27 protein-coding genes and 2 pseudogenes are annotated in these 24,300 nt (G+C 66.0%); 15 read left to right on the top strand and 14 right to left on the bottom strand.

Annotated features, from left to right (window positions below; translation table 11 throughout):
- Nucleotides 1–8 precede the first annotated feature (8 nt).
- The 4 genes from ppk2 (at nt 9) to G6N13_RS01825 (ending at nt 3,857) form a co-directional block, all read left to right on the top strand.
- Nucleotides 9–845: a polyphosphate kinase 2 gene (gene ppk2, locus G6N13_RS01840; RefSeq protein WP_163694570.1), complete on the top strand. Its 837-nt coding sequence runs from the start codon at nt 9–11 to the stop codon at nt 843–845.
- The gene (locus tag G6N13_RS01835) at nt 842–1,348 is read left to right on the top strand and encodes a DUF6912 family protein (RefSeq protein WP_163701534.1); all 507 of its coding nucleotides are present in this window, start codon (nt 842–844) and stop codon (nt 1,346–1,348) included. The genes ppk2 and G6N13_RS01835 overlap by 4 nt, the downstream gene beginning before the upstream one ends.
- A gap of 62 nt (nt 1,349–1,410) precedes the next feature.
- Nucleotides 1,411–2,559, top strand: a complete 1,149-nt coding sequence (locus G6N13_RS01830) for a ferredoxin reductase (protein WP_163694569.1) — start codon at nt 1,411–1,413, stop codon at nt 2,557–2,559.
- Nucleotides 2,560–2,630: 71 nt separating this feature from the next.
- Nucleotides 2,631–3,857 (top strand): fatty acid desaturase family protein, encoded by a 1,227-nt coding sequence (locus tag G6N13_RS01825; RefSeq protein WP_163694568.1) that lies wholly within the window; start codon nt 2,631–2,633, stop codon nt 3,855–3,857.
- A gap of 79 nt (nt 3,858–3,936) precedes the next feature.
- On the opposite strand, the gene G6N13_RS01820 is transcribed toward G6N13_RS01825, so the two are convergent.
- From G6N13_RS01820 to aroA, 3 genes are read right to left on the bottom strand one after another with little or no spacing between them, the layout of a single operon-like run.
- A complete protein-coding gene (locus tag G6N13_RS01820) occupies nt 3,937–4,785 on the bottom strand; it encodes an aldo/keto reductase (RefSeq protein ID WP_163694567.1) in 849 nt (282 codons plus the stop codon).
- Nucleotides 4,786–4,825: 40 nt separating this feature from the next.
- Entirely contained in the window at nt 4,826–5,815 is a 990-nt protein-coding gene (rsgA, locus tag G6N13_RS01815) for a ribosome small subunit-dependent GTPase A (RefSeq protein WP_163694566.1), read from the bottom strand.
- Entirely contained in the window at nt 5,812–7,137 is a 1,326-nt protein-coding gene (aroA, locus tag G6N13_RS01810) for a 3-phosphoshikimate 1-carboxyvinyltransferase (protein ID WP_163694565.1), read from the bottom strand. The genes rsgA and aroA overlap by 4 nt, the downstream gene beginning before the upstream one ends.
- Nucleotides 7,138–7,143: 6 nt before the next feature.
- Here aroA and G6N13_RS01805 point away from each other — a divergent pair, with 6 nt between their 5' ends.
- Nucleotides 7,144–7,917 carry an SOS response-associated peptidase gene (locus G6N13_RS01805; protein ID WP_163694564.1) on the top strand — a complete coding sequence of 258 codons (774 nt, stop codon included), beginning with the start codon at nt 7,144–7,146 and terminating at the stop codon, nt 7,915–7,917.
- Between the two features lie 55 nt (nt 7,918–7,972).
- On the top strand, nt 7,973–9,508 hold the full coding sequence (locus G6N13_RS01800) for an aldehyde dehydrogenase family protein (protein ID WP_163694563.1): 1,536 nt from the start codon (nt 7,973–7,975) through the stop codon (nt 9,506–9,508).
- 83 nt (nt 9,509–9,591) lie between these two features.
- Here the strand turns inward: G6N13_RS01800 and G6N13_RS01795 are convergent, their stop codons facing one another.
- Nucleotides 9,592–10,449: an SDR family oxidoreductase gene (locus G6N13_RS01795; RefSeq protein ID WP_179965055.1), complete on the bottom strand. Its 858-nt coding sequence runs from the start codon at nt 10,447–10,449 to the stop codon at nt 9,592–9,594.
- Here G6N13_RS01795 and G6N13_RS01790 point away from each other — a divergent pair.
- Nucleotides 10,448–10,879, top strand: a complete 432-nt coding sequence (locus G6N13_RS01790) for a 3-keto-5-aminohexanoate cleavage protein (RefSeq protein WP_163694562.1) — start codon at nt 10,448–10,450, stop codon at nt 10,877–10,879. The two genes, G6N13_RS01795 and G6N13_RS01790, sit on opposite strands and share 2 nt — an antisense overlap.
- Here the strand turns inward: G6N13_RS01790 and G6N13_RS01785 are convergent.
- Nucleotides 10,876–11,370 carry a YbaK/EbsC family protein gene (locus G6N13_RS01785; protein ID WP_163694561.1) on the bottom strand — a complete coding sequence of 165 codons (495 nt, stop codon included), beginning with the start codon at nt 11,368–11,370 and terminating at the stop codon, nt 10,876–10,878. The two genes, G6N13_RS01790 and G6N13_RS01785, sit on opposite strands and share 4 nt — an antisense overlap.
- A 248-nt stretch (nt 11,371–11,618) precedes the next feature.
- Between G6N13_RS01785 and G6N13_RS01780 the strand changes: the two genes are divergently transcribed.
- Both G6N13_RS01780 and rsrA read left to right on the top strand, forming a co-directional pair.
- On the top strand, nt 11,619–12,254 hold the full coding sequence (locus G6N13_RS01780; protein WP_179965128.1) for a sigma-70 family RNA polymerase sigma factor: 636 nt from the start codon (nt 11,619–11,621) through the stop codon (nt 12,252–12,254).
- Nucleotides 12,251–12,562, top strand: a complete 312-nt coding sequence (rsrA, locus tag G6N13_RS01775; protein WP_163694560.1) for a mycothiol system anti-sigma-R factor — start codon at nt 12,251–12,253, stop codon at nt 12,560–12,562. Before G6N13_RS01780 ends, rsrA begins: the two co-directional genes overlap by 4 nt.
- Before the next feature lie 61 nt (nt 12,563–12,623).
- Here the strand turns inward: rsrA and G6N13_RS26035 are convergent, their stop codons facing one another.
- Entirely contained in the window at nt 12,624–12,698 is a 75-nt protein-coding gene (locus G6N13_RS26035; protein WP_085976028.1) for a 50S ribosomal protein bL37, read from the bottom strand.
- 129 nt (nt 12,699–12,827) lie between these two features.
- Here G6N13_RS26035 and G6N13_RS01770 point away from each other — a divergent pair, with 129 nt between their 5' ends.
- Nucleotides 12,828–13,043, top strand: a complete 216-nt coding sequence (locus G6N13_RS01770) for a biotin/lipoyl-binding carrier protein (protein WP_163694559.1) — start codon at nt 12,828–12,830, stop codon at nt 13,041–13,043.
- 4 nt (nt 13,044–13,047) lie between these two features.
- Nucleotides 13,048–14,544 carry a two-component system sensor histidine kinase PdtaS gene (locus G6N13_RS01765; RefSeq protein ID WP_163694558.1) on the top strand — a complete coding sequence of 499 codons (1,497 nt, stop codon included), beginning with the start codon at nt 13,048–13,050 and terminating at the stop codon, nt 14,542–14,544.
- A gap of 97 nt (nt 14,545–14,641) precedes the next feature.
- Here the strand turns inward: G6N13_RS01765 and G6N13_RS01760 are convergent, their stop codons facing one another.
- A complete protein-coding gene (locus G6N13_RS01760) occupies nt 14,642–14,896 on the bottom strand; it encodes a WhiB family transcriptional regulator (protein WP_163694557.1) in 255 nt (84 codons plus the stop codon).
- A gap of 246 nt (nt 14,897–15,142) precedes the next feature.
- Nucleotides 15,143–16,117 carry a diacylglycerol/lipid kinase family protein gene (locus G6N13_RS01755; protein ID WP_163694556.1) on the bottom strand — a complete coding sequence of 325 codons (975 nt, stop codon included), beginning with the start codon at nt 16,115–16,117 and terminating at the stop codon, nt 15,143–15,145.
- A gap of 91 nt (nt 16,118–16,208) precedes the next feature.
- Between G6N13_RS01755 and G6N13_RS01750 the strand changes: the two genes are divergently transcribed.
- On the top strand, nt 16,209–16,682 hold the full coding sequence (locus G6N13_RS01750; RefSeq protein ID WP_163694555.1) for a GtrA family protein: 474 nt from the start codon (nt 16,209–16,211) through the stop codon (nt 16,680–16,682).
- Here the strand turns inward: G6N13_RS01750 and G6N13_RS01745 are convergent.
- Nucleotides 16,654–17,253, bottom strand: coding sequence for a TetR/AcrR family transcriptional regulator (locus G6N13_RS01745; RefSeq protein WP_163694554.1), 600 nt, complete (start codon nt 17,251–17,253; stop codon nt 16,654–16,656). The genes G6N13_RS01750 and G6N13_RS01745 overlap by 29 nt on opposite strands.
- Nucleotides 17,254–17,308: 55 nt before the next feature.
- Here G6N13_RS01745 and G6N13_RS01740 point away from each other — a divergent pair.
- Nucleotides 17,309–18,230, top strand: a pseudogene (locus tag G6N13_RS01740) (lysophospholipid acyltransferase family protein).
- Nucleotides 18,227–18,616 carry a hypothetical protein gene (locus G6N13_RS01735; protein WP_163694553.1) on the top strand — a complete coding sequence of 130 codons (390 nt, stop codon included), beginning with the start codon at nt 18,227–18,229 and terminating at the stop codon, nt 18,614–18,616. Before G6N13_RS01740 ends, G6N13_RS01735 begins: the two are co-directional and overlap by 4 nt.
- On the opposite strand, the gene G6N13_RS01730 is transcribed toward G6N13_RS01735, so the two are convergent.
- The 3 genes from G6N13_RS01730 to G6N13_RS01720 are packed head-to-tail and all read right to left on the bottom strand — an operon-like array spanning nt 18,613 to nt 20,788.
- Nucleotides 18,613–19,092 carry a GNAT family N-acetyltransferase gene (locus G6N13_RS01730; RefSeq protein ID WP_163694552.1) on the bottom strand — a complete coding sequence of 160 codons (480 nt, stop codon included), beginning with the start codon at nt 19,090–19,092 and terminating at the stop codon, nt 18,613–18,615. The genes G6N13_RS01735 and G6N13_RS01730 overlap by 4 nt on opposite strands.
- Entirely contained in the window at nt 19,089–20,183 is a 1,095-nt protein-coding gene (locus G6N13_RS01725; RefSeq protein ID WP_163694551.1) for an isochorismate synthase, read from the bottom strand. Before G6N13_RS01725 ends, G6N13_RS01730 begins: the two co-directional genes overlap by 4 nt.
- Nucleotides 20,180–20,788: an acid phosphatase gene (locus G6N13_RS01720; RefSeq protein ID WP_163694550.1), complete on the bottom strand. Its 609-nt coding sequence runs from the start codon at nt 20,786–20,788 to the stop codon at nt 20,180–20,182. Before G6N13_RS01720 ends, G6N13_RS01725 begins: the two co-directional genes overlap by 4 nt.
- 70 nt (nt 20,789–20,858) lie before the next feature.
- Here G6N13_RS01720 and G6N13_RS01715 point away from each other — a divergent pair, with 70 nt between their 5' ends.
- Nucleotides 20,859–21,659: a ParA family protein gene (locus G6N13_RS01715; RefSeq protein WP_163694549.1), complete on the top strand. Its 801-nt coding sequence runs from the start codon at nt 20,859–20,861 to the stop codon at nt 21,657–21,659.
- Nucleotides 21,660–21,793: 134 nt separating this feature from the next.
- Here the strand turns inward: G6N13_RS01715 and G6N13_RS01710 are convergent.
- Nucleotides 21,794–23,198: pseudogene (locus tag G6N13_RS01710) on the bottom strand (IS1380 family transposase).
- Nucleotides 23,199–23,511: 313 nt separating this feature from the next.
- Nucleotides 23,512–24,009, bottom strand: a complete 498-nt coding sequence (locus G6N13_RS26030) for a DUF6611 family protein (protein WP_407663898.1) — start codon at nt 24,007–24,009, stop codon at nt 23,512–23,514.
- Between the last annotated feature and the right edge of the window lie 291 nt (nt 24,010–24,300).

The following is a 24,300-nucleotide window of genomic DNA, read 5'->3' as shown; positions in this document are numbered from 1 at the left end:
ATTCGGCGATGAGCACGAGCGACTCCGATGGTGACGCTTCGGTCAAGAAGCGCAAGATCCCCAAAGACGTGTACAAAGCCGAATTGTTCCGGCTGCAAACCGAATTGGTGAAGATGCAGGAGTGGGTCAAAGCCACCGGTACGCGGATCGTCGTCCTGTTCGAAGGGCGGGACGCGGCTGGCAAGGGCGGCACCATCAAACGTGTCACCGAATATCTGAGCCCGCGCGCGGTCCGCATCGCCGCGTTGCCCGCGCCCACCGAACGTGAGCGCGGCCAGTGGTACTTCCAGCGCTATATCGAGCACCTGCCGGCTCGCGGTGAGATCGTCCTGTTCGACCGGTCCTGGTACAACCGCGCCGGTGTCGAGCGGGTGATGGGGTTCTGCACGCCCAAGGAGCACGCCCTGTTTCTGCGGCAGTGCCCGATCTTCGAGCAGATGCTGATCGACGACGGGATCATCGTGCGCAAGTACTGGTTCTCGGTCTCCGACGACGAGCAGTTGCGCCGGTTCAAATCTCGCCGCAACGATCCGCTGCGGCGCTGGAAGCTGAGCCCGATGGATCTGGAGTCGGTGTACCGCTGGGAGGACTACTCCCGGGCCAAAGACGAGATGATGGTGCACACCGACCTCCCGACCAGCCCCTGGATTGTCGTGGAGTCCGACGACAAGAAGCATGCCCGGCTCAACATGATGGCCCACCTGCTGGCCGGCATCAATTACGAGGAAGTTCCGCAGCCGCCGGTCGAACTGCCCAAACGACCGCTGATAGGCAACTATCGGCGCCCATCGCGGGAGGTGTCGACCTATGTCGATGACCACGTCTCCACGTTGTTCGGAGACTGATGCGGGTCTATGTCCCGGCCACCTTGGCCATGCTGCAGCAGCTGGTTGCTGACGGATCGCTCCAGCCGCTGAGCGGGACGGCGTTCGCCGTCACGCCGACCCTGCGGGAGTCCTACGCCGAGGGCGACGACGAGGAGCTGGCCGAGGTCGCGATTGGCGAGGCGGCGCTGGCGTCGCTGCGTCTGCTGGCTGCTGAGGCGGGCCACGCCGATGGTGGGTTGCCGCTGCGCCGGGCGGTCGTCATCGCGGACGCCGATGCCACGGTGCGACCGGATCTGGACGACGCGGTGGTGCGGGTGAGCGGCCGGGTGAACCTGGATCAGGTAGTCGCTGCCTACGTGGACAATCCCGACGCCGAACCCGCCGTGAAGGCCGCGATCGCCGTCGTCGACGACGCCGATCTGGGCGACGACGACGCCGAGTTCATCGTGGGCGACGCCCAGGACCACGCCCTGGCCTGGTACGCCACCCAGGAGCTGCCGTTTCTGCTCGATTTGCTCTGAACGCCTAGATACGGGACCGTAAGTTACGGTACCGTAGGTTAACGGCCAGTAGGAGATGCGTGATGGTGAAAAACCAGGTCAAGATCAGTGCGAACGTGGTGGACACGATTCGGCCCACGGTGGTCGGCGAGGGGCGAAACCCCGCGATCGACGCGGTGCGGGCCCTCTTCGGGCGCATCACCACACCGCTGCTGCCCGACGATTACCTGCAGCTGGCCAACCCGTTGTGGTCGGCGCGCGAGATGCGCGGCCGGGTGCTCGAGGTCCGCCGGGAAACCGAGGACTCGGCGACACTGGTGATCAAACCCGGCTGGGGTTTCACCTTCGATTATCAGCCCGGCCAGTACATCGGCATCGGCCTGCTGGTCGACGGCCGCTGGCGGTGGCGGTCGTACTCCCTGACGTCCAGCCCGCACTCCGACGGCACCGGTCGTTCGCGGACGATCACGATCACCGTCAAGGCCATGCCCGAGGGTTTCCTGTCCACCCACCTGGTCGGGGGAGTGACACCCGGCACGATCGTCCGGCTGGCCGCGCCGCAGGGCAACTTCGTGTTGCCCGATCCTGCGCCCGCCTCGGTGCTGTTCCTCACCGGCGGCTCCGGCATCACCCCGGTGATGTCGATGCTGCGGACCCTGACGCGTCGTGGCCAGATCGGCGATATCGTCCACATTCATTCCGCCCCAACTGAATCCGACGTGATGTTCGCCGCCGAGCTGGCCGAGCTGGCCCGCGACCACGACACCTACCGGCTGACTGTGCGCACCACCCGGACCCAGGGGCGCCTGGATCTGCGTCAGCTCGACGGCGTAGCCCCGGACTGGCGGCAGCGCCAGACCTGGGCGTGTGGTCCCGAAGGAATGCTCACCGAGGCCGAGAAGGTATGGCAGGCGGCCGGGATCGGCGACCAGCTGCACCTCGAGCGGTTCGCGGCGTCCCGGGCGGCCGCGCACGGGCAGGGTGGCGCCGTGACGTTCGGCCGCAGTGGCAAGACGGTGGCGGCGGACGCTGCGACATCGTTGATGGAGGCCGGCGAGTCGGCCGGGTTGCGGATGCCCTTCGGCTGCCGCATGGGCATCTGTCAGTCCTGCGTGGTGCCCCTGGTCGAAGGGCATGTCCGTGATCTGCGCACCGGCGTCGAGCACGAGCCGGGTACTCGAATTCAAACCTGTGTTTCGGCTGCTTCGGGCGACTGTGTGATCGACGTCTGAGGTTTACTAGCTAGTAACCTACGGAAACGTAGGTTACGGTAGCGTAGGTTACTAGAAGGGAGGCATGACCAATGGCTGTAACCGAAGTTGATGCCTTTACGCATCTGACCGAAGCTGATATCGACAGCCTGGCGGTCGAGCTCGACTCCATCCGCCAGGACATTGAGGATTCCCTGGGCGCGCGGGATGCGCGCTACATCCGCCGCACGATCGCCGCTCAACGCGGGCTGGAGATCGCCGGGCGGCTGATGCTCACCGCGAGCTCCAAGCGATCCGCGTGGTGGGCCGGCACTGTGACTCTGGGCGTGGCCAAGATCATCGAAAATATGGAGATCGGCCACAACGTCATGCATGGCCAGTGGGATTGGATGAACGATCCCGAGATTCACTCCTCATCGTGGGAGTGGGACATGAGCGGGGCGTCGAAGCACTGGCGGTTCACCCACAATTTCATGCACCACAAGTACACCAACATCTTGGGCATGGACGACGATGTGGGCTACGGCGTCATCCGCGTCACCCGCGATACGAAGTGGAAGCCGTTCAACCTGTACGGCAACCTACTCTTCAACACCCTGCTGGCCATCGGCTTCGAGTGGGGCGTCGGATTGCAGCACTTGGAGCTGGGCAAGATATCCAAAGGTCGCGACGACCGTAAAGCCACCCTGATCCGGGTGCGAGAGTTCGGCGAGAAGGCTAGCCGCCAGCTGCTCAAGGACTACGTCGTCTTTCCGGCGGTCACGTCGTTGTCTCCGGGTGCCAGCTATCGTTCTACGGCCACTGCCAACGCGATTGCCAACGTAATCCGCAATGTGTGGGCCAACGCGGTGATCTTCTGCGGGCACTTCCCTGATGGCGCAGAGAAATTCACCAAGACCGACATGGTGGGCGAGAGCAAGGGCAAGTGGTACCTGCGCCAAATGCTGGGCAGCGCCAATATCGACGGCAGCCGGGCCATGGACTTCATGACCGGCAACCTGTCGTACCAGATCGAGCACCACTTGTTCCCCGACCTGCCCAGCAACCGGTACCACGAGATCTCGGTGCGGGTGCGCCAGGTCTGCGATAAGTACGACCTGCCTTATACCAGCGGGCCGTTCCTGGTGCAGTACGCCAAGACCTGGCGCACGATCGCCAAGCTGTCGCTGCCGGATAAGTACCTGCGCGACACCTCCGACGACGCGCCCGAGACGCGCAGCGAGCGCATGTTCGACGAGCTGGGCGACGAGCCCCGCCGCGGGCTGAAGTCCGCTATCGCGGCCGTGCGGGCCAAGCGGCGCGCAGCCAAGGCTGGCTAAGGCCTACAGCGAAATCGACGCTGGCGAGGGAAGTTCGAGTAACTCCCTCGCCAGCGTCGATTTCGTTTACCCGCGGGGCTTAATCGGGGATCCAGTTGAAGTCGTCCGGGTTGGGGCCCCGGCGTCCGGCTTCGCCCTTGTCGAGTGCGGTGATGGCATCAATGTCCTCATCGCCCAGCTCGAAGTCGAAAATCTCAGTGTTCTCCTTGATCCGCTCCGGGGTAACGGATTTCGGGAACACGATATCGCCGCGTTCGATGTGCCAGCGCAGCACCACCTGAGCCGGGCTCTTGCCGTGGCGTTCGGCGATCGCACCGATCACCGGGTCGCCGAGCACCGCGCCCTGGGCAATCGGTGACCACGCCTCGGTGCGGATGCTGTGGTCGATGCCGTAGCCGCGCAGCGTGTCGTTGGCGAAGTACGGATGCACTTCGATTTGATTGACGGCGGGCACGATCTCAGTGTCGCGGGCGAGCTGCTCGAGGTGGTGGATCTGGAAGTTGGACACCCCGATGCTGCGGGCGCGGCCGTCATTCTTGAACTCCTCCAACACCTTCCAGGTGGAGATGAAGTCGCCGTCGTAGAGCCCCGGCAGCGGCCAGTGGATCAGGAAGAGGTCGACGTAGTCGAAGCCCAACGCCGCTATAGTCCCGTCGAATGCGCGTCGCGCATCGTCGGGCTTGTGGAAACCGTTGCTGAGCTTGCTGGTGATGTACACCTCGCCGCGGTTGATGCCGGAATCCCGGATGCCCTCCCCGACGCCCTTTTCGTTCTGGTACATCTCGGCGGTGTCGATGTGGCGATAGCCGATCTCCAGGGCGGTGCACACCGCTGCCGCGGTCTCATCTGGTGCGATCTGGAAGACACCGAACCCGAGCTGGGGGATCGAAGTGCCATCGTTCAATGTCAAGCTCGGAATAGTGCTCATCTGTTCGGCGTGCCCTTTCCCTTGGTGTTGCAAACAGTCATCAATACGCGGCGGTTTCTGACAACGCCGACAGCAGCCGCCTGGCGGCGGCCACGCGCCGCGCCGGCGCACCGGTCAACGCGTCGAGCGCGCATTCCGGGTCTGCGGGTGGCCCCATGTGGCCACAGCCACGGGGGCATTCTTCGATTACGTCAGCCAGATCCGAAAACGCCCGCATCACGTCGTTGGGCTCGATATGGGCCAGGCCGAATGACCGGATGCCCGGGGTGTCGATCACCCAACCGCCGCCCGGCAACGGAAGCGCCACCGACTGCGTCGAGGTGTGCTTGCCTTTACCGACACCCGACACTTCGCCCGTCGCCCGGCGGGCCTGGGGCACAAGGCGATTCACTAAGGTGGACTTGCCGACCCCCGAGTGGCCGAGCAACACGGTGACCTGCCCGGTCAGCAGCTGCTCCACCTCGTCGATCGAGTCGCCGCGTCCGGCGGTCAGCACGGTGAGATCCAGGTCGCAGAACTGCTCGGCGAACGGCGCGGGCGGCGCCAGGTCGGTTTTCGTCAGGCACAGGATAGGCCTGATCCCGCCGGCATACGCCGCAATCAGCGTGCGGTCCACCAGACCCGTACGCGGCGGGGGGTCGGCCAGCGCCACCACGACGAGTAACTGGTCGGCGTTGGCGACGACCACACGCTCGCTGGGATCGGTGTCATCGGCGGTGCGGCGCAACACCGTTCGCCGATCACTACGGCGCACGATCCGGGCCAGGGTGTCAGACCGCCCGGACAGGTCACCGACGACGTCGACGTGGTCGCCGACGACGATCGGGGTGCGACCCAGTTCGCGAGCGCGCATCGCGGTGACATTCCGGTCCGGGTCGCCCTCCAGTACGCAGCCCCACCTGCCGCGGTCGACGGTGACCACCATCGCCGACACGGCGTCCGCGTGCTCGGGACGGGTCTTGGTTCTCGGCCGCGATCCACCGCCCGACCTGATCTTGACGTCGGACTCGTCGTACTCGCGAGGGCTCAACCGCGGCCCACCATTTCGGTCCACAGTGCCGCGAAGTCCGGCAGCGTCTTGGCGGTGGTCGCGATGTCCTCGATCATCAGGCCGGGTACCCGCAGCCCGACGATAGCCCCGGCCATCGCCATCCGGTGGTCGGCGTAGGAATGCCAGGTGCCGGCCTGCAGGGGTACGGCAGTGATCACCAGGCCGTCGTCGGTTTCGGCGCAATTGCCGCCTAGCCCGTTGATTTCGGTGCTCAGAGCCGCCAGCCGGTCGGTCTCGTGACCGCGCAGATGCGCGATACCGCTCAGCCGCGACACCGAGCCCGGGGCGGCCAGTGCCGCCAGCGCCGCCACCGCCGGGGCCAACTCGCCCACGTCATGCAGGTCCACGTCAAAGCCGCGGTAAGACTGCGGACCCCGCAGCTCGAGGTGCGAGTCTGACTGGTGCACAGTCGATCCGAGCAATTGCAGGATGCCGAGAATGGCGTTGGCGGGTTGCACGCTGGCCGTCGGCCAGCCGGTGATGCGCACGGCTCCGCCGGTCACCACCGCTGCGGCCAGGAACGGTACCGAATTGGACAGGTCCGGCTCGACGTCCCAGTGCCGGGCAATGATCGGGCCTGCGGTCACCCGCCACCTGTTGGGCTTGGTGTCGTCAACGTCGACGCCGGCCTCGCGCATCATCGCCACCGTCATCGCGATATGCGGGGCCGACGGCAGCGACGGGCCGGTGTGCACGACGGTCAGGCCCTGGATGAAAGCGGCGCCGGACAGCAGCAGTCCCGAGACGAACTGCGAGGAGCTGGAGGCGTCGATGTGTACCGTGCCGCCGTCGACCGCGCCGGCGGCACGAACGTCGAACGGTAGCCCGGTGCCGTCGATGTCGACGCCGAGGCCGCGGAGCCCGTCAAGCAGGGGAGTGATCGGCCGGGTTCGAGCTTGCTCGTCACCGTCGAAGGTGACGACCGCGGTGCTCAGCGCCGCCAGGGGTGGAACGAACCGCAGCACCGTGCCGGCCAGCCCGCATTCGATGCGAGTCTGCGGCGTGGGCGCGAGAGTCCCGCCGACCACCACGTCGGTGTCCGCACCGGTGACCTCGATGCCCAGTGCCTGCAGGGCCCCGATCATCAGGTTGGTGTCGCGGCTGCGCAGTGCGCCACTGATCGTGGAGTCGCCCTGCCCCGAAGCGGCGGCCAGCGCCGCGAGGATCAAGGTGCGGTTGGTCTGGGACTTCGAGCCGGGCACCGTCACGGTGGCGTCGACGGCGGTCGCTGTCGAAGGTGCCGTCCACAACTCGGTGCTCACGGCTATACATCCTGCCTTGTCGTTCACGTGCGCCACCATGGAGTCATGTGCGGACGATTCGCGGTGACCACCGACCCGGCGCTGCTCGCCGAAAAGCTCCAGGCCATCGATGAAGTTACAGCGTCTACTTCGGCTTCTGAAGCCCGCGGACCCAACTACAACGTCGCGCCGACAGCCAGTGTCGCCACCGTCGTGAGTCGACACACCGAGCCTGAGGACACCCCGACCAGGCGGGTCAGGCTAATGCGCTGGGGTCTGGTGCCACCGTGGGTGAAGGCGACGGCCGACGGCGCCCCGGAGACCAAGGGTCCTCTGCTGATCAATGCGCGCGCCGAAAAGATCACCAGCTCGCCGGCCTTTCGGGCATCGGCAAAAAGCAAGCGATGCCTGGTGCCGATGGACGGCTATTACGAATGGAAACCCAACCCGGACACTCCGGCCGGTAAGAAGGCCCGCAAGACGCCGTTCTATCTGCACCGCGCCGATGACGAGCCGCTGTTCATGGCCGGGTTGTGGTCGGTATGGACAGCGGGCCAGGAGGACAGCGCTCCCCTGCTGACGTGCACGATCATCACCACCGACGCCGTGGGGGAGCTCGCCGAGATTCATGACCGGATGCCGCTGATCGTCGACGAGCGGGATTGGGACCGCTGGCTGGACCCGGATCGGCCTGCCGATAACGACCTGCTGGCCGCACCGCCCGATATCACCGGGATCGACCTGCGGGAGGTCTCGACTCTGGTCAACAGCGTCGGTAACAACGGACCAGAGCTGCTCGAGCCCGCCGGCCCAGGCAACCAACCGGTTGGCCTGTTCTAGCGCGTCGGCTGAAGTTAGGCTCACAGGCGAGATCCGACCAGCGAGAGGAACCGCTATGACCGCGGTCGAGCCCAAGGCCGATCAGGCCACCATCACCGTGCGTAACCCCGCCGACGGCCGGGTCGCTGGAACTGTGCCGGTGGACGGCGCGGATACCGTGGCCGCCAAGGCCAGCGAACTGCGGCTGTTCCAGACCGAGTGGGAGGCGATCGGCCCGCGCGGACGCAAGGCCTGGATGTACAAGTGGCAGGACTGGATCCTCGACAACGCCGACCACCTCACTGGGGTGTTGATGTCGGAGTCGGGCAAGTCCCGCAACGACGCCAGCCTCGAACCGGTCGCGATCGCCGACTCGATCAAGTACTGGGCGGGCAACGCCGAAGCGTTCCTGGCTGACGCGCACCCCAAGCCGCACACCGTGATTTACAAGGTCAAGAAGCTCACCACGGTGTACCGGCCGTATCAACTGGTCGGCATCATCGAGCCGTGGAATTTCCCGCTCGCCATGCTCGCGCTCGACGTGGTGCCCGCGCTGGCGGCCGGAGCAGCTGTGTTGCTGAAACCCTCTGAGGTGACGCCACTTTCAGCGATCGAGTTCGCTCGCGGGTGGAGCGAGGTCGGCGCTCCGCCGATACTTGGGCTGGCCACCGGATACGGCGCGACGGGCGCGGCTGTGATCGAGAACTCTGATTATCTGCACTTCACCGGGTCGACGGCGACGGGCCGCAAGGTCGCGGTGGCCTGCGCGGAGCGGTTGATCCCGTACAGCCTCGAACTCGGCGGCAAGGACCCAGCGATCGTGCTGGCCGACGCCGATATCGACCGTGCGGCCAACGGCATCGCGTGGGGCGGCATGTTCAACTCCGGGCAGGTGTGCATCTCGGTGGAGCGGGTGTACGTCGAGGCACCCGTCTATGACGAGTTCATCGGCAAGCTCACCGCGAATGTTCGCAATATCGCTCAGGGGCAAGAGGATTCGGGTCACAAATACGACACGGGCGCGATGGCCACCGCCGCTCAGCGTGACATCGTGGACCGTCACGTGCAGGATGCCGTGGCCGCGGGGGCGCGGGTGCTTGCCGGCGGGAAGCCTACCGGAGTCGGCACCTTCTTCCAGCCGACCGTGCTCGCCGATGTCACCCCGACCATGTCGTGTATCGCCGAGGAGACCTTCGGCCCGACGCTGCCCGTGGTCAAGGTGGCTGATGAGGAAGAAGCCATCCGGCTGGCCAATGACTCCAAGTATGGCCTCTCGGCGACGGTGTGGACTGGTGACGTCGAGCGCGGTGAACGGGTGGCACGGCGGCTGGAATGCGGCGCGGTCAACATCAACGATGCGCTGACCAACGTGTTCTGCCCGTCGCTTCCGATGGGCGGCTGGAAGGAGTCCGGTATCGGCTACCGGGCCGGTGGGCCCGGCGGGCTGATCAAGTTCTGCCGTCAAAAGGCGATCACCGCCCCGCGGATCCCGACGCAGAAGTCGGAGTTGGTCTGGTACTCGTCATCGCGGCGGCAGGGCCGGTTTGCGCTGGCGATGATGCGGGCCCTCGCGGGGAACGGTCTGCGGCGCTTCGGGCTGCGCCCGAAGTAGGACACCGCGGAATCCGGGGCCTGGCTGCTGGCCCGCCCCGGTGTCCGGGCCAAGACGACCGGCCGCAACACCGTCGTGCAGGTTTAGGCCTGGCGATAGCCCGGCGGGTTGGGGGTGTCGACCCACAGGTCCACACCCAGCTCGGAGCCCGGAATGCAGTCGTAGACAGACAGGTCGGTGACGCCGAAATCCAGCAGCACGTCTTCGCACAGCAGTGTCTGTCCGGTGTAGTCGCGAGCCGGCCTGCTCAGCACCGCGTAGGCGGCGTCGGCGTAGACCTCGGGCTTGCGGGAGCGGGCCATCGCCTCGTCGCCGCCGAGCAGGTTCTGCACCGCGGCGGTGGCGACCATGGTGCGCGGCCACAGTGTGTTGGAGGCGATCCCGGCGTCGCGCATCTCTTCGGCGATACCCAACGCACACAGCGTCATTCCAAACTTGGCCATCATGTATGGGGTGGGCTTGAGCCACTGGGGCGCCAGCCGGATCGGCGGTGAGAGCGTGAGAATGTGGGGGTTCTCCCGCCCTTTCATATGCGGGATACAGGCCTGCGAGACGGTGTAGGTGCCGCGAACCTGGATGCCGTTCATCAGGTCGAAGCGCTTCAGCGGCACCTCCTCGATCGAGCCGAGGTTGATCGCAGAGGCGTTGTTCACGCAGATGTCGATGCCGCCGAACTGCTCGACAGCCTGGGCGACGGCCGCCGCCACCGAGTCACCGTCGCGGACGTCGCCGACGATCGGCAGGGCCTGGCCGCCGGCCTCTTCGATCTCTGTGGCAGCGGTGTAGATGGTGCCCGGCAGCTTGGGGTGCGGCTCGGTGGTTTTGGCCATCAGCGCGATATTCGCGCCGTCGGCCGCGACGCGCTTGGCGATGGCCAGGCCGATGCCGCGGCTGGCGCCGGAGATGAACATGGTTTTGCCGGAGAAAGGTGTGCCTGCCATGCCTGCCACCCTATTCGCCGCCGCTTCCGAACTACCGGCATCGCGGGTTTTCGATTGCGGCCGCATGGTCGGCGGACGTACACGCTCTACTCCCGCCACCGAACGCGGTTACCTTGGCGCGCCGTTCGGCCTTCCTCCGACCGGACCCGTCTTCGACGCCCAGCTGGAACTGCTGGACGGATGCGATGTGCCGTGGGCGGTTTCCGACGTCGGGGGAGACCTCTGTGCCAGCGACATCGCCATCCGCGCACTCGAACGTAGCGGCAATCTTCACGTTGGGCTTGAGTTCTACGCCGGTGAGCGAACGCCGACAAATGTTGAGCTGGTATCCGAAGCCGTCAGCCTCTGCCACCAGGTCGGGCGTGCGGTCGCGACACCCGATCAGGCGGCGTCGCTTCTGGGTGTCCCCTCAGGCGATCAGGGGGTCTAGGCCGCGCGGATATCGGCGGTCACCGCCTGCGTCAGCCGCACCAGATCCTGTGGGGTCAGCGCCACATCCCAGCCGCGCTTACCGGCGCTGCACAGCACCCGCTCGAAGCTCAGCGCGGACCTGTCGACCACGGTCGGTAGCCGCTTGCGCTGGCCCAGCGGGGAGATGCCGCCCAGCACGTATCCGGTGGCCCGTTCGGCGGCGGCCTGGTCGGCCATCGTCACCCTGGCCAGTCCCAGCGCCGCGGCCGCGGCCTTCAGCGACAGCTTCCACGGCACCGGAATGACGGCCACCGCCAATGTCGGTCCCGCCGCGATGATCAGGGTTTTGAAGATCTGCTCGGGCACCAGGGAATCACCAGCCAGCGCGGCGACCGCCTCATTGCCATATGACTGGTTCCGGGGGTCGTGCTCGTAGCGCAGCACCTCATGGGGTGCACCGGCTGCTACCAGCGCTGCGATCGCCGGGGTTGCTACACGACTCACCGGCATAGTTAACCGTGGGAAATAGCCTGGTGAGAAATCCTGTTGTGGACAGTGATCGCGGCTGTCAGAGCCCCCGATCGGCAACAGCCTCGAAAAGCTGTTGGTCACCGCCTTAGGATCGGAAGGAGAGAAGTCCGGTGTCAGCTGCAGTGTGCATGATGGCCAAAGAGCAGGTACCCGCATTTCTCGTCCGTCCGATACCGCTGCCGGAGCTTGTCTGGAGCGCCGTGGCAGAAGGGACTGTGTCACCCACGATGACCGATATCGACACCGAGGCTCCTGCCCGCGAGGAGTCCGACGCGGAGTTGACCGCGCGTTTTGAGCGCGACGCGATCCCGCTGCTGGACCAGCTCTACGGCGGTGCGCTCCGTATGACGCGCAATCCGGCCGACGCCGAAGACCTGCTGCAAGAAACCATGGTCAAGGCGTATGCCGGCTTCCGGTCGTTCCGCGAGGGCACCAACCTCAAGGCGTGGCTGTACCGGATTCTGACGAACACCTACATCAACAGTTACCGCAAGAAACAGCGCCAGCCGGCTGAGTATCCGACCGAGCAGATCACCGACTGGCAGTTGGCGGCCAACGCCGAGCACACCTCAACGGGTTTGCGCTCTGCCGAGGTCGAAGCACTCGAACTGCTGCCCGACACCGAGATCAAAGAAGCCCTGCAGGCCTTGCCTGAGGAGTTTCGGATGGCGGTGTACTACGCCGATGTCGAGGGCTTTCCCTATAAGGAGATCGCCGAAATCATGGATACCCCGATCGGGACGGTGATGTCCCGGCTGCATCGAGGCAGGCGCCAACTGCGCGCTCTGCTGGCCGACGTCGCCAAGGAGCGTGGGTTCAACCGCGGCCAGACGGAGGACACGCCGGAGGAGGTCGTCTCATGAGCGACGAGAACGTATCGGGCGATATGGATTGGCGTCCGCCGGTCGGACCGGTGGACCCGGATCATCCCGAGTGCGCTGCGGTGATCGCCGAGGTCTGGACACTGCTCGACGGTGAATGCACGGCCGAGACCAAAGACCGCCTGCGCCATCATCTCGAAGAGTGCCCGACGTGCTTGCAGCACTACGGGGTGGAGGAACGCATCAAGAAGCTGGTCGCCTCCAGGTGCAGCGGGGAGACGGCGCCCAGACATCTGTTGGAGCGGGTGCGGCTGCAGATCAGTCAGACCACGATCATCCGGCGCGGATAGCGCGCACAAACAAAAGAGCCCGGCAGATTTGCCGGGCTCTTTTTATCAGGCGCTGGGTCTGTCAGGCGTTGGGACGCCTGCCGTGGTTCGCCTTGCTGTGCTTGCGGTCACGCTTCTTGCGGCCACGCTTAGCCATGTTGTACCTCCGTATGATCTTGACGCTGCATACAGTGTCTCACGGCACCATCCAACCTCTGACCACCCGGTGTTGTGGTTCGATAGAGCCGCATCAGGAGTTTGAGCAGTACCAAGAGTGAGGGTGAAGATGGCCGAGGATGTTCGCGCGGAGATCGTGGCCAGCGTGCTGGAGGTCGTGGTCAGCAAGGGAGACCAGATCGGCGCGGGCGACACCCTGGTGCTTCTGGAGTCGATGAAGATGGAGATCCCGGTGCTGGCCGAAGTCGCGGGCACCATCGCCGAGGTCAACGTGTCGGTGGGCGACGTCATCCAGGCCGGTCACCTCATTGCCGTGATCGACTAGCTTCGTGTCCACCCTCGGTGACCTGCTCGCCGAGCACACGGTGCTGCCGGGCAGCGCCGTGGACCACCTGCATGCGGTGGTCGGCGAATGGCAGCTGCTGGCGGACCTCTCGTTCGCTGACTACTTGATGTGGGTGCGCCGCGATGACGGCGCGCTGGTCTGCGTGGCCCAGTGCCGGCCCAACACCGCACCGACGGTCCTGCTCAAGGACGCCGTCGGAACCGTCGTCACTCATGGCGACCTGCCGCTGGTGACCGCGGCGTTCACCTCGGGGGCGATCGGCCGTGGGGACAGCGATGCCAAGCTACGCGAGCCCGACAGCGATGTGGAGGCCGTTCCGGTCCGCTACAGCACCGATGTGGTGGCCGTTCTGACCCACCAGACCGCGCTGGCCGAGCGGCGCACGTCCTCTCCGCTGGAGCGGGCCTACCTGGACTGTGCGGGCAACCTGCTGCACATGCTGTCCGAGGGCACCTTCCCCAATGTCGGTGATCTGGCGTTGTCCCGGTCGAGCCCCCGGGTCGGCGACGGATTCGTCCGCCTCGACGTCGGCGGCGTCGTCGCCTATGCCAGCCCAAACGCGTTGTCGGCCTACCACCGGATGGGGCTGTCGGCCGAACTCGAAGGGCACAATCTGGTGGCGATCACCCGGCCACTGATCTCCGATCCGTTCGAGGCACTGGAGCTGGCCGAGCATGTGCGTGACTCGCTGACCGGCGGGTCGAGCATGCGGCTGGAGGTCGACGCCGGGGGTGCCGCGATACTGATGCGCACGCTGCCCCTGGTGGTCCACGGCGCAGCTGCGGGGGCGGCGGTGCTGATCCGGGACGTCACCGAGGTCAAGCGCCGGGACAGGGCGCTGCTGTCCAAGGACGCCACCATCCGTGAGATCCACCACCGGGTGAAAAACAACCTGCAGACCGTCGCCGCGCTGCTGCGCCTTCAGTCCCGCCGCACCAGTAACGGCGAGGCCCGCGAGGCGCTGATGGAGTCGGTACGCCGGGTGGCCTCCATCGCCCAGGTGCACGAGGCGCTGTCGATGTCGGTGGACGAGGAGGTCAACCTCGATGAGGTGATCGACCGGATCCTGCCGATCATGAATGACGTCGCCCGCGTCGACACCCCCATCCGCATCAAACGGGTCGGTGCGCTGGGCGTCCTGGACGCCGACCGGGCCACCGCGTTGGTGATGGTGGTGACCGAGCTGGTCCAGAACGCCATCGAGCACGCGTTCGAGCCGTCGGCCAAACAGGGCTGCGTGACCATCAAGGCCGAGCGTTCCGCGCGGTGGCTGGATGTCGTGGTGCACGATGACGGTCGCGGGCTGCCCGACGGTTTCAGCCTGGAGAAATCTGACCGGCTGGGCCTGCAGATCGTACGGACGTTGGTCACCGCCGAGCTCGACGGATCACTCGGAATGCACGACGTTCCCGGCGGCGGGACCGATGTCGTCTTACGTGTGCCACTTGGGCGACGGACAAGCACGCGAGTCCCGCAATAGCGAATAGTGACGAACACTACGTCGACGGGGGTTGCCAAATAAAAATCGCGGCCCTGGCATTCGCCGGGACCGCGATCTTACGAACTGAAAAAGAGGCTTAGACGGTGGTGCGTGCTCGGGTGCGGGCATTGCGACGCTTGAGCGCGCGACGCTCGTCCTCGCTCATGCCGCCCCAAACACCTGCATCCTGGCCAGAGTCCAAAGCCCAGCTCAGGCACTCCGTCGTTACCGGACACCGGTTGCAGACGAGCTTTGCGTCGGCAATCTGGGCAAGGGCCGGACCACTGTTTCCCACCGGGAAGAACAGTTCCGGATCCTCGTCACGACAGATCGCCTTGTGGCGCCAATCCATTTGTCAATACTCCTTAGTAAGTGCGCGATGAAACCGCGCTCGCTTTTTCTTCGGCTGTTAACGCGTGCACACAAATGTTTCTGCGTTGTTGCATCCGATCGTTTCACAGCCTCGACGGATGTCAATAGGACTCAGTTAACACGTGGGCAATCTCACTACAACGTCTTGCTGGGGGTGGGTTAGGAAACCCTCTACCCGTTTGTACTACACTGAGCCCACCTGCGCCCGTAATCAGGCTGCGTGACGTTATTTCCGCTGCTCAGAGGGTGGGGTGATCGGCGGGGCGACAACGCTCAACGCCCCCGGAACCGCACGAAACGTCATTTCCTCGCGCACGCCGAGGAAATCTCCATCGATCTGGCTAGCGACGGGTTCGGCGCTTCTGATCCGAACCCAGGCGACATCGTCATCCCGGACCAGGTGCTTGGCCTTGATGTTGTGTTTCTGGGACACCATGCGTCGCACCAGCATCAGGTTCTTCCAAACGTTCATGCTGGTCACAGCGAAAATCCCGAGGCCGGTCTCAAATGTGGTGTCCGGGTTGGTCCACACCGGCCTGGTGTTGGCGTAGGTCCAGGGGGTCGAGTTGGAGATGAACGCGAAATAAACCCCCGGCAGTGGCTGTCGGCCCGGGAGCTCGAGTGTCAACAGTGGTTCTTTGCGGGCGCTGGCCAGCATCTCCCGCACCGCGACCCGGATGTAGCGGCCCGCAGTCACTTTGCGGCCCTTGGCCCGCTGCGCCTCCACAGCTGCCACAACATCGCCGTCCACGCCCATCCCCGCGGTAAACACCGCCCAGCGCTCACCGCAGTCCATCAGCCCGATCCGCCGCCAGGCGGCGCCGTTGCGACGCGCGGTGAGCAGGTCGACCAGCTGATTGGTGGCCTCGATCGGGTCCGGGCTGATGCCCAGCGCCCGGGCGAAGACGTTCGCCGATCCGCCGGGCACCACAGCCACCGCGGGCATGACGTCCGGCAGAGTCTGGCCGGGCCGCCCCATCAGGCCGTTGACCACCTCATTCACCGTGCCATCGCCGCCGTGGACGATGATCACGTCGGTGCCGTCATGCTGGGCGGCTCCGGCGATCTCGATGGCGTGGCCGCGATGGTCGGTGTGCACGACGGCGAGGTCCACGCGACTCTCCAGCGCGTGGGCGAGCAAATCGCGGCCGGCTGCGGTGGTGGAGGTGGCGTTCGGGTTGACGATCAGGACGGCACGCACGAGCCATCAGCCTAATCGCGTGCCGGACCGGAATCCGAAGTGTTTGCCTGCCCATCGTTCAGGGGTCAGCTGCCGGTGTCATGCTCGCGACGTGGTTGTGGGGTCGGAGCCGGAATCGGACAACGTTGTGGGCTGGTTCCGCCGGGCCGGTGAGGCGGTGGTCGCGCGTCTGCCCTTTGGCCTGAACTCCGTTGTGGCGCCGACCTTTCTGGGCTTCGTGGTGATCAACTCCGGGACCTTCGCGCTGGACCTTGTGGTGCTCACACTGCTGCACGGGGTGCTGCACGCGCCGTTCGGGGTCGCGGTGACGGTGGCGTACGCATGCGCCTTCGCCGCGAGCTACGTGCTCAACCGGGTGGTGAACTTCCAGTCGCACGGCGCAGTCGGGCCGCAGGTGGCCGCCTACGTCGTCGTGGTTGTGATCAACTACCTGGCCTTCATCCTCGGGGTCTCCAGTGCGCTGCGCGCCCTCGGGATCGAGTATCACCTGGCCCGGATGGCGGCAGGGGCCTGCGAGGGGATCTTCATGTACTGCGCTATGCGGTGGGTGGTGTTCCGGCGCTGACGTGCGCGGCGGGGGAGATGACCCGCGTTGCCGCCTCGACCGCAGCGGCGCGACGGTAGGCCAGGATTGCCGGCGAGGTGGTCGCGGCCGCGGGATCAGGAAAGTGGGCCCATGCCAGCGCGATTCCGAACAGCGTGACCAGGAGGTCGTGGGGATCCCAGGACGGATCGACGTACCCCGCGACCTGAGCCTGTGTGATCGTGGCGATGGCCAGTTCGGGCAGCGGCTGACCGTCGGCAGTGGGCTCTTCGAGGGTGAGCCCCTCGAGATGGGCCCACGCGACCATCCGATGGTGCTCCGGCCGGCGCGCATTCACGTCGAAGACGTCGCCGACGAACTCGGGGACGGCGTCGGGCCGCATCTGGACCGCCCCGAAGAACTGGGCGACATCGGTGGCGAGCACCTCGCGGAAGAGTGCCTCCTTGTCGCCGAAGTGCGCGTAGAGCCGTTCCTTGCTCGCGCTGGCCGCCGTGGCAATGCGGTCGATGCGCCCACCCGCGAATCCGTACCGCGCGAACTCGGTACGCGCGGCGGTCAGGATCTCGTCGCGCAGCTCTGAGGTGCTTCTCACACTGTCAGAGTATAAAGAACGAACTAGTTCGTTTGTGAAAACCGAGGAGTTCGCGATGGGCAGCCGAGCAGAACGGGCGCAGGTCGCCGTCATGGACCATCCACCGCGGGTACGGGCGCTCGAGCGGGCGCTCGGAGCCGTTGCCGACGGTATCCGTCCGGTGGTCGACCTGTGGCGCCCCTATCTCGGCGGGTTGAGCAACTTGCCCATCGACGGCCGATTTCTGTTGGTGGGCAACCACACTCAGATGGGCGGCGCTGAGACGTTTCTGATCCCCTATGCGGTGCGCCGCCAGATCGGGGTGCGGGTGCGGCCGCTGGCCGACCGGCAGTTCGGTCAGATTCGCGGGCTGCCCGGCGACCTCCTGGCGGCATACGGCGGTGTCGTCGGCGCCCCGGACACCGCACGTGAACTCATGGACCACGACCAGACCATCCTGGTGTTCCCCGGGGGGCGGTCGCGAGATCCCGAAATTCAAGGGCGAGGAATACACCCTGCGTTGGCAGGGGCGGTCGGGATTCGCCCGAATCGCCATCGAGAAGGGCTATCCGATCGTGCCGGTCGGGCTCGTCGGCGGTGATGACGTCTACCGCAGCCTCACCACCCGCGATAGTGCGTGGGGCCGGTTCAGCCAGGCCCTGAGCAGCCGGTTCGGCGGCCGAGACGATATGGCGATGCCGTTGTTGCGCGGTATCGGCCCGACGCTCATACCTCGGCCGGAGCGGATGTATCTGCGGTTCGGTACGCCTATCGACACCACCACCCCGGTCGGCATCGACGCGGCAGGCTGGGCTGATGACGTGAAGCGGCGCACCCAGGACGAGCTCGAGCGGATTCTGGACGACCTGCTGGTGTTGCGGGAGACCGATCCCTATCGCGGGCTCAACCCGCTGGGTTGGTCTCGCGCCGCTCGCCCGGAGCCGGCATCGGCCGCGGGCGGAATCGGCACAGTGGGACGGGTTACCTTACGGGGGTGACCCAACCTGCTCTCCCGCCTGTGGTCCGCTACGCGGGTTTCGTGGCGGCCGCCGAGGGTGTCGTGGCACTCGTCGTGGCCGTGGTCCTGGTGGTGCGCGCGCTCTCCGGCGCCGACCAACACATCGTCAACGGGTACGGCACGGCCGGCTGGTTCGCCGTGATGGGCGCTGCGGTGTTGGCCGCAGGCTGGGGCCTGATCACCGGGCGCCGGTGGGGCAGGGGTATCGCGATCTTCGCGAACCTGCTGCTGGTGCCGGTCGCCTGGTACATCGTTGCCGCACACCAGCCGGTATATGCGGTCGCGCTCGGCGGGGTGGCCATCGCGGTGCTGGTGCTGTTGTTCAGCCCGCCGGCGCTGCGCTGGGCGTCGGGGGCGCAGGATTAGGCCTCGGCGGCCAGCAAGTCCAGCTCCGGGCCGCTGACCCGGTAGTTGATCCACTCCGACATCTGCTTGCCACCGACGGCGTCATACAGCGCGATGGCGTCGACGTTCCAGTCGAGCACCTCCCACGCCAGACGGGTGTAGCCGTTGTCGACGCATTCGCGAGCCAGGGTCGCCAGCAGCGTCCGAGCCAGCCCGCGCCTGCGGAATTTGTCGCGAACGAACAAGTCCTCCAAGTAGATTCCGGCCACCCCGTCCCACGTGGAGAAGGTGCGAAACCACAGCGCTACCGCGGCGGCTTCGCTGTCGATCTCCGCGACATAGCAGAAACCCACCGGGTTTTCGGTGAAAAGTGCCGCCGTGATCTGGCTTTCGGTCACCGTGCACTGGTCTAACGCGTGTTCGAAGTCCGCGAGCTCGCGGATCATGGTGACGATATCGGCCTCGTCCCCGGGGCGGGCCAGACGGATCTCGGTCATTGCTGCACTCCCAGTGCCGACAGGATTGTCCTGAATTTTGTTGTGGTTTCTGCGACCTCGTCATCGGGATCGGATTCGGCGACGATACCGCCGCCGGCCTGGGCGAGCACCCCGCGCCGGTCAGCGGACAGTTGTGCGCCGCGGATCGCGACCACCCAGCGACCGTCGCCGCGGGTATCGCACCAGCCCACCGCGCCGGCGTAGAAGCCGCGGTTGCCTTCCAGTTCCGCGATCAGATCGACCGCGTCCTGCGTCGGCACCCCCCCCACCGCCGGGGTTGGATGCAGGGCCAGCGCCAAATCGATTGCGGTGAAAGAGGTATCGCGCAGGCGGCCGCGAATCGGGGTGGACAGATGCCACAGGGCGGCCGTGTGGCTCAGCTGCGGTTCGACCGCCACGTCGAGGTCGGTGCACAGCGGCTCCAGCGCGGCACGCATGGTGTCGACGACCAGCTGGTGCTCGTGCCGATTCTTGCCGGACTCGGCCAGGGCGGCGCCGTTGGCGGCGTCGAGCTGCGGGTCGGCCGAGCGCGGTGCCGACCCGGCGAACGGCTGGCAGGTCACCAGCTCCCCGGAGCGGGCCACCAGCAACTCGGGGCTGGCGCCCACCAACGCGGTTCCGGTGTAGTCGCCGCCGGCCGGGGAGAGATCGGCTAGGTACACGCATGCCTCCGCGTCGACGGCCAGCCGGTGCAGAATCGCTCGCTCGTCGAGCGGGCCGTCGGCGATAAGGCGCAGTGCGCGGGCCAAAACGACCTTCTGCAAGGAACTTTCGGGCTCGGTGAGGTGATCCAATGCGGTGCGGATGCGGGCGCGGTGCTCCACGGGGGAGGGCACTGTCGCGGCGATCCGAACCGCGGGCAGCGTCGTCGCCGGCCACGCTGGCAATGCATCGGTGAAGGCCACCGATGCCGGCGACAGCAGCGCCGCCTTACCCCTGATATCGAACGGCAGTGCGCCGACCACCACGTCGGCCGACCCCTCGGCTAGGGCGGCCGCGGCCGTGGCCACGTTGTCGTACCCCGTTCGGATCCCCTCGGCGACGACCGTCCCGGCCGGCCCGCTCAGGACAAAAGAAGGCTGCGCCATCACGTCCCGGTGACCGGCACATGGCTGGTCAACCCCAGCGCCGAGAGCTGCCGCAAGCCGTATTCGAAACCGCAGATCGCGACCGAGGCCGGGCCGAATCCGTAGCGGGCGCCTTCGCGCAACGGCTGCTCCACCCAGCGGGTGACCACCGAGCGCGAGAAATGGCCGTGGCCCACGAACACCACGTCGCGCTCAACCATGTTCTCCAGCGCGTAGGACACCGCCTGGTCGGCGCGCATGCTGACCTGGTCGACGCTTTCGCCGCCGGGGCAGCCGGAGGTCCACAGCAGCCAGCCCGGGGTATTGGTGCGGATGTCGTGGGTGGTCCGGCCCTCGTAGTCGCCGTAGTTCCACTCGGCGAGCAGGGGGGACACCTGGTCGACGGTGAGGCCGGCGAGCTCGGCGGTGGCCAGCGCACGCTTACGCGGGCTGCTGATCACCAATGGGTTGACCAACGCGAGGTGATCGAGGGTCTGGGCGGCCAGCTTGGCCTGCTCGCGCCCATACTCGGTGAGGTCGAGGTCGGTGGTGCTGGTGTGTTGTCCGCTCTTGGACCATTCGGTTTCGCCGTGCCGAAACAGGACCAACCGGTGGGTGCCGACGCTCACGCTCACTGATTCTGCCCGATGACCAGGCGCGCCGTGGCAGCCGGGACGGAACTGCTCAGAACCTGCAAGGATGGTCACTGTGACCCGAGTATTGGCGGTTGCCAACCAAAAGGGTGGGGTAGCCAAAACGACCACGGTCGCGTCTCTGGGTGCGGCTTTCGTAGATGCGGGCAAGCGAGTCTTGCTCATCGACCTCGACCCGCAGGGCTGTCTGACGTTCTCGCTGGGTACCGACCCGGACAAGCTGCCGGTGTCGGTGCACGAGGTGCTGCTCGGCGACGTCGAGCCCAGCGCCGCCCTGGTGGACACGGCCGAAGGCATGACGCTGTTGCCGGCCAATATCGATCTGGCCGGTGCCGAGGCCATGCTGCTGATGCGAGCTGGGCGCGAGTACGCCCTGAAGCGCGCACTGGCCAAGCTGGACCAGTTTGACGTGGTGATCATCGACTGTCCGCCCTCGCTGGGCGTGCTCACCCTCAACGGGCTGACCGCGGCCGACGAGGTGATCGTGCCGCTGCAATGCGAGACCCTGGCCCATCGTGGTGTGGGCCAGTTTCTGCGCACGGTCGACGACGTGCAGCAGATCACCAACCCGAACCTCAAGTTGCTGGGCGCGCTGCCCACGCTCTACGACTCGCGCACCACCCACAGCCGCGACGTGCTGCTCGACGTCGCCGACCGCTACGACCTGCCGGTGCTGGCTCCGCCGATCCCGCGGACCGTGCGCTTTGCCGAGGCCAGTGCGTCCGGATCGTCGGTGCTGGCTGGCCGAAAGAGCAAGGGCGGCACGGCTTATCGCGATCTGGCGGCCTCGTTGCTGACGTACTGGAAGTCCGGCAAGGCGCTGCCGACGTTCGCCCCTGAGGTCTAAGCCTCGATCCACCGATGTTCGTTGGTAGTGGTGGTGGGGTTGAGTTTTGATCGTGGTTGCTGTTGCCGGCAGGGGGTATCTGCTGGTCTGCCCAGCTTTTCCTGTGTTGTTCGGTCGGGCCTTTCGGCGGGTGGTCAAAAGGTCGTGGTGGCTGGCGGGCTGTGGCCGGTGGTGTTGGGCCACAGGGTGAGCCAGTGATCGACCCAGGGCCAGTGGGCTGGTAGGTGCAGGATGGGTCGGCGTTGCGGCCGTGCCAGTCGGGCCGCGATGTTGATGATCTTGCGGCGCAGGGTGGTGCCGCGGGCGGCGGCGTTGGTGCCGCCGGCCAGGACGCCGGTGGCGCGCAGCAGGTTGTGGGCGATCGCGGCGCACAGGATCCAGGCGCTGTTGGCGTCGAAGCGCCCGGAGGGGATGTGGGCCAGTGGGCCGTCGATGAGGTCGGCGAACACGGTTTCGATGATGGCGTGGCGGCGGTGGGTGATATCGGCGGCGTCGATGGGTTCGTCGGTGTCGGTGAAGAACGGGTGATAGCGCCACACCGGGAACAGGGCGTCACGGTAGCGGGCGTCTTTGACGCGGCGCACGATCAACCGGGCAGTCATCGGGTGATCGGTGGAACCGAAAGCGGTGTAGGTGGTTTCAGCGACCTCGGCATCGCAGATCCAGTCCCCGGTATCGGGGTCACGCACCGCGCCGGGGTAGTTGACCGGCCTCCACGCATCATCGGCGATGGTGTCGATGGCTGCCGTCACAGCCCGGGTTTTGGTCAGCACCAGCGAGAACCGGGCCCCGGCCCGTTGGCGGGCCGCCACCACGGTGCTGTTGCCGTAGGCCGAGTCTGCGCGCACCAGGATCTGACCACCGACTCCGGCGGCACGCGCGGTCACCACGGCGTGGGCGATCATGGACGCCGCGCCCCGCCCGGAGTTCGCTCTGCCGGCCCGCAGCCGGGCACCGGTGATCACCGGGGCGCTGTGGTCGGTGCTGATCGTGGTGATCAATGGCGAGAGTCCTTTGCGCAGGATTCTGCGTGCCGGCGATCGTGGTGTGCCCGTAGGAGGCGCCCTGCTTGGCGTGTCCATACACCGGGTGCAGCAGGGAGTCGATGTCGATGAAGGCCCGCTCATCGGCCCCAGGCAACAGTGGCACCCGCTGACACAGAGCCCCCAGGTGTTCACGCAGGACCGATTCGAGTTGCCGTGCATGACCGAAGGTGAACTCCCGCAACAGGGTTCCCACCGTCGAGGGTGCATACACATCCCCGAACAGGGTCTTCATCCCACCGGCACGCACAATATCGAGGTCGTCGATACTGTCCGCGCCAGCGCACATCCCGGCGATCAGCGTGGTCAGCTTCGGTGACGGATTGGCCGCACCGGATTTGATCCACTCGCCGATGAACGCGATCTTGCGCTCCAACAACTCTGACAGCCCGGTTTGAGCGGCCAGCGTCATCACCGGCACCAGCCCGGCGCACGACACGAGATGCTCTTCATCGAACACCGCAGACTCGGCGGCGAACCTATGGGAAACTTGCACTCGAAGTGCCCTTCCGAGTTGGTCCGATTGTTTGTGTAAGAACTTCAATCATCCCAGTTCAAAGGGCACTTTTCTAATACCGACACCCGAACCCTCATCAAGTCAATCGGTGGATCGAGGCTTAGCCATTCAGGTGCTCGACGGTCAGCACGACCGTTTTCGGGAAAGGTCAGCGGCACGAGAAATTGAATTTGGCCAACAACAGAATGCGTAAGATCGACGGCTGTTCGTCGAGGGCCTGGGAATGGTCGGGGCCGAGTCGGTCATAGAGCTGCCACCAGGCGGCTTCGTGGTCGGTCGTTTCGTTTGTCCTTCAGCGCGCATCGAGTCCGCATTTGCGAGCGCGGTGACTAGGATTTTGGTCTCTGCCTAGATCGGCGCGGAGCGCCGATCTAGGCGGTAAACGGCGATCAGGCTCAGCTGAAAGCGTCCGCGCCTGCGGACGTAGCGCTCCGACTCTCCTGATGAGCGCCGCCTCTATCCCGAGATAGACCATTGTCGAGATGCCGAACGCCGCCCAAGGCCGTAGCGCACTGCTCAGACAGACCTCCGACATCAGCCACAGCGCTGCACCCCACACTGGCCAGGCCCGCGACAGCCGCAGCAGGCGACGTTCAGTCCCCGTGATGCTCGGCGGGAAAACCACCAATCTGTGCCGCAGGGTGCCACATTCACCTGGCTGGACGTCGATCGAGCCCCATGAGCGCTCGCCGTCCAGCACCCAAGTCCGCCACCGCACAGGTGTTCTGGTTAGCCGGCTCGAAGGTCGCAGCGTCCTGTCAGCAGCCGGTGTCACGCGCGTATCTTGCATATCTTGAGCGGTCCGCTGCGAACTGGACCTCGGCTGCTCCTCGGGCACTGGCTCGTTACCGGACTGGCCGCGGGCGTCGTTCATGTGTCGAGGTCTACGCCGAACGGACGGCTTCGCCGTTTGTCCACACGCGATCTATACGGAATCCTTGCCGTTCTTTACGGTTCACCGGGATGAGGTGCATCCAGCTATGACATTTCGTGGTATGAGGCGGGGCGGCCGAAGAGTCGGCGAACGCGCGTCGGGATGGCGGTTGTGCAGTGCAGAGGGCCGACCGATCCGGCACCGACC

This window comes from Mycolicibacterium sarraceniae, assembly GCF_010731875.1.
In the GTDB taxonomy this organism is placed as follows: Bacteria; Actinomycetota; Actinomycetes; order Mycobacteriales; family Mycobacteriaceae; genus Mycobacterium; species Mycobacterium sarraceniae.
Note: the sequence above shows the minus strand (reverse complement) of the source record. Positions and strands in the feature narration are given on the sequence as shown.

Excerpts from the sequence above, each read along its gene's own strand:
- ppk2 (WP_163694570.1), top strand. The coding sequence starts at position 9 with ATGAGCACGAGCGACTCCGATGGTGACGCTTCGGTCAAGAAGCGCAAG.
- G6N13_RS01830 (WP_163694569.1), top strand. The coding sequence starts at position 1,411 with ATGGTGAAAAACCAGGTCAAGATCAGTGCGAACGTGGTGGACACGATT.
- G6N13_RS01825 (WP_163694568.1), top strand. The coding sequence starts at position 2,631 with ATGGCTGTAACCGAAGTTGATGCCTTTACGCATCTGACCGAAGCTGAT.
- G6N13_RS01820 (WP_163694567.1), bottom strand. The coding sequence starts at position 4,785 with ATGAGCACTATTCCGAGCTTGACATTGAACGATGGCACTTCGATCCCC.
- aroA (WP_163694565.1), bottom strand. The coding sequence starts at position 7,137 with ATGGTGGCGCACGTGAACGACAAGGCAGGATGTATAGCCGTGAGCACC.
- G6N13_RS01805 (WP_163694564.1), top strand. The coding sequence starts at position 7,144 with ATGTGCGGACGATTCGCGGTGACCACCGACCCGGCGCTGCTCGCCGAA.
- G6N13_RS01800 (WP_163694563.1), top strand. The coding sequence starts at position 7,973 with ATGACCGCGGTCGAGCCCAAGGCCGATCAGGCCACCATCACCGTGCGT.
- G6N13_RS01790 (WP_163694562.1), top strand. The coding sequence starts at position 10,448 with ATGCCTGCCACCCTATTCGCCGCCGCTTCCGAACTACCGGCATCGCGG.
- G6N13_RS01795 (WP_179965055.1), bottom strand. The coding sequence starts at position 10,449 with ATGGCAGGCACACCTTTCTCCGGCAAAACCATGTTCATCTCCGGCGCC.
- G6N13_RS01785 (WP_163694561.1), bottom strand. The coding sequence starts at position 11,370 with ATGCCGGTGAGTCGTGTAGCAACCCCGGCGATCGCAGCGCTGGTAGCA.
- G6N13_RS01780 (WP_179965128.1), top strand. The coding sequence starts at position 11,619 with ATGACCGATATCGACACCGAGGCTCCTGCCCGCGAGGAGTCCGACGCG.
- rsrA (WP_163694560.1), top strand. The coding sequence starts at position 12,251 with ATGAGCGACGAGAACGTATCGGGCGATATGGATTGGCGTCCGCCGGTC.
- G6N13_RS01770 (WP_163694559.1), top strand. The coding sequence starts at position 12,828 with ATGGCCGAGGATGTTCGCGCGGAGATCGTGGCCAGCGTGCTGGAGGTC.
- G6N13_RS01760 (WP_163694557.1), bottom strand. The coding sequence starts at position 14,896 with ATGGATTGGCGCCACAAGGCGATCTGTCGTGACGAGGATCCGGAACTG.
- G6N13_RS01730 (WP_163694552.1), bottom strand. The coding sequence starts at position 19,092 with ATGACCGAGATCCGTCTGGCCCGCCCCGGGGACGAGGCCGATATCGTC.
- G6N13_RS01715 (WP_163694549.1), top strand. The coding sequence starts at position 20,859 with ATGGTCACTGTGACCCGAGTATTGGCGGTTGCCAACCAAAAGGGTGGG.
- G6N13_RS26030 (WP_407663898.1), bottom strand. The coding sequence starts at position 24,009 with ATGCAAGATACGCGCGTGACACCGGCTGCTGACAGGACGCTGCGACCT.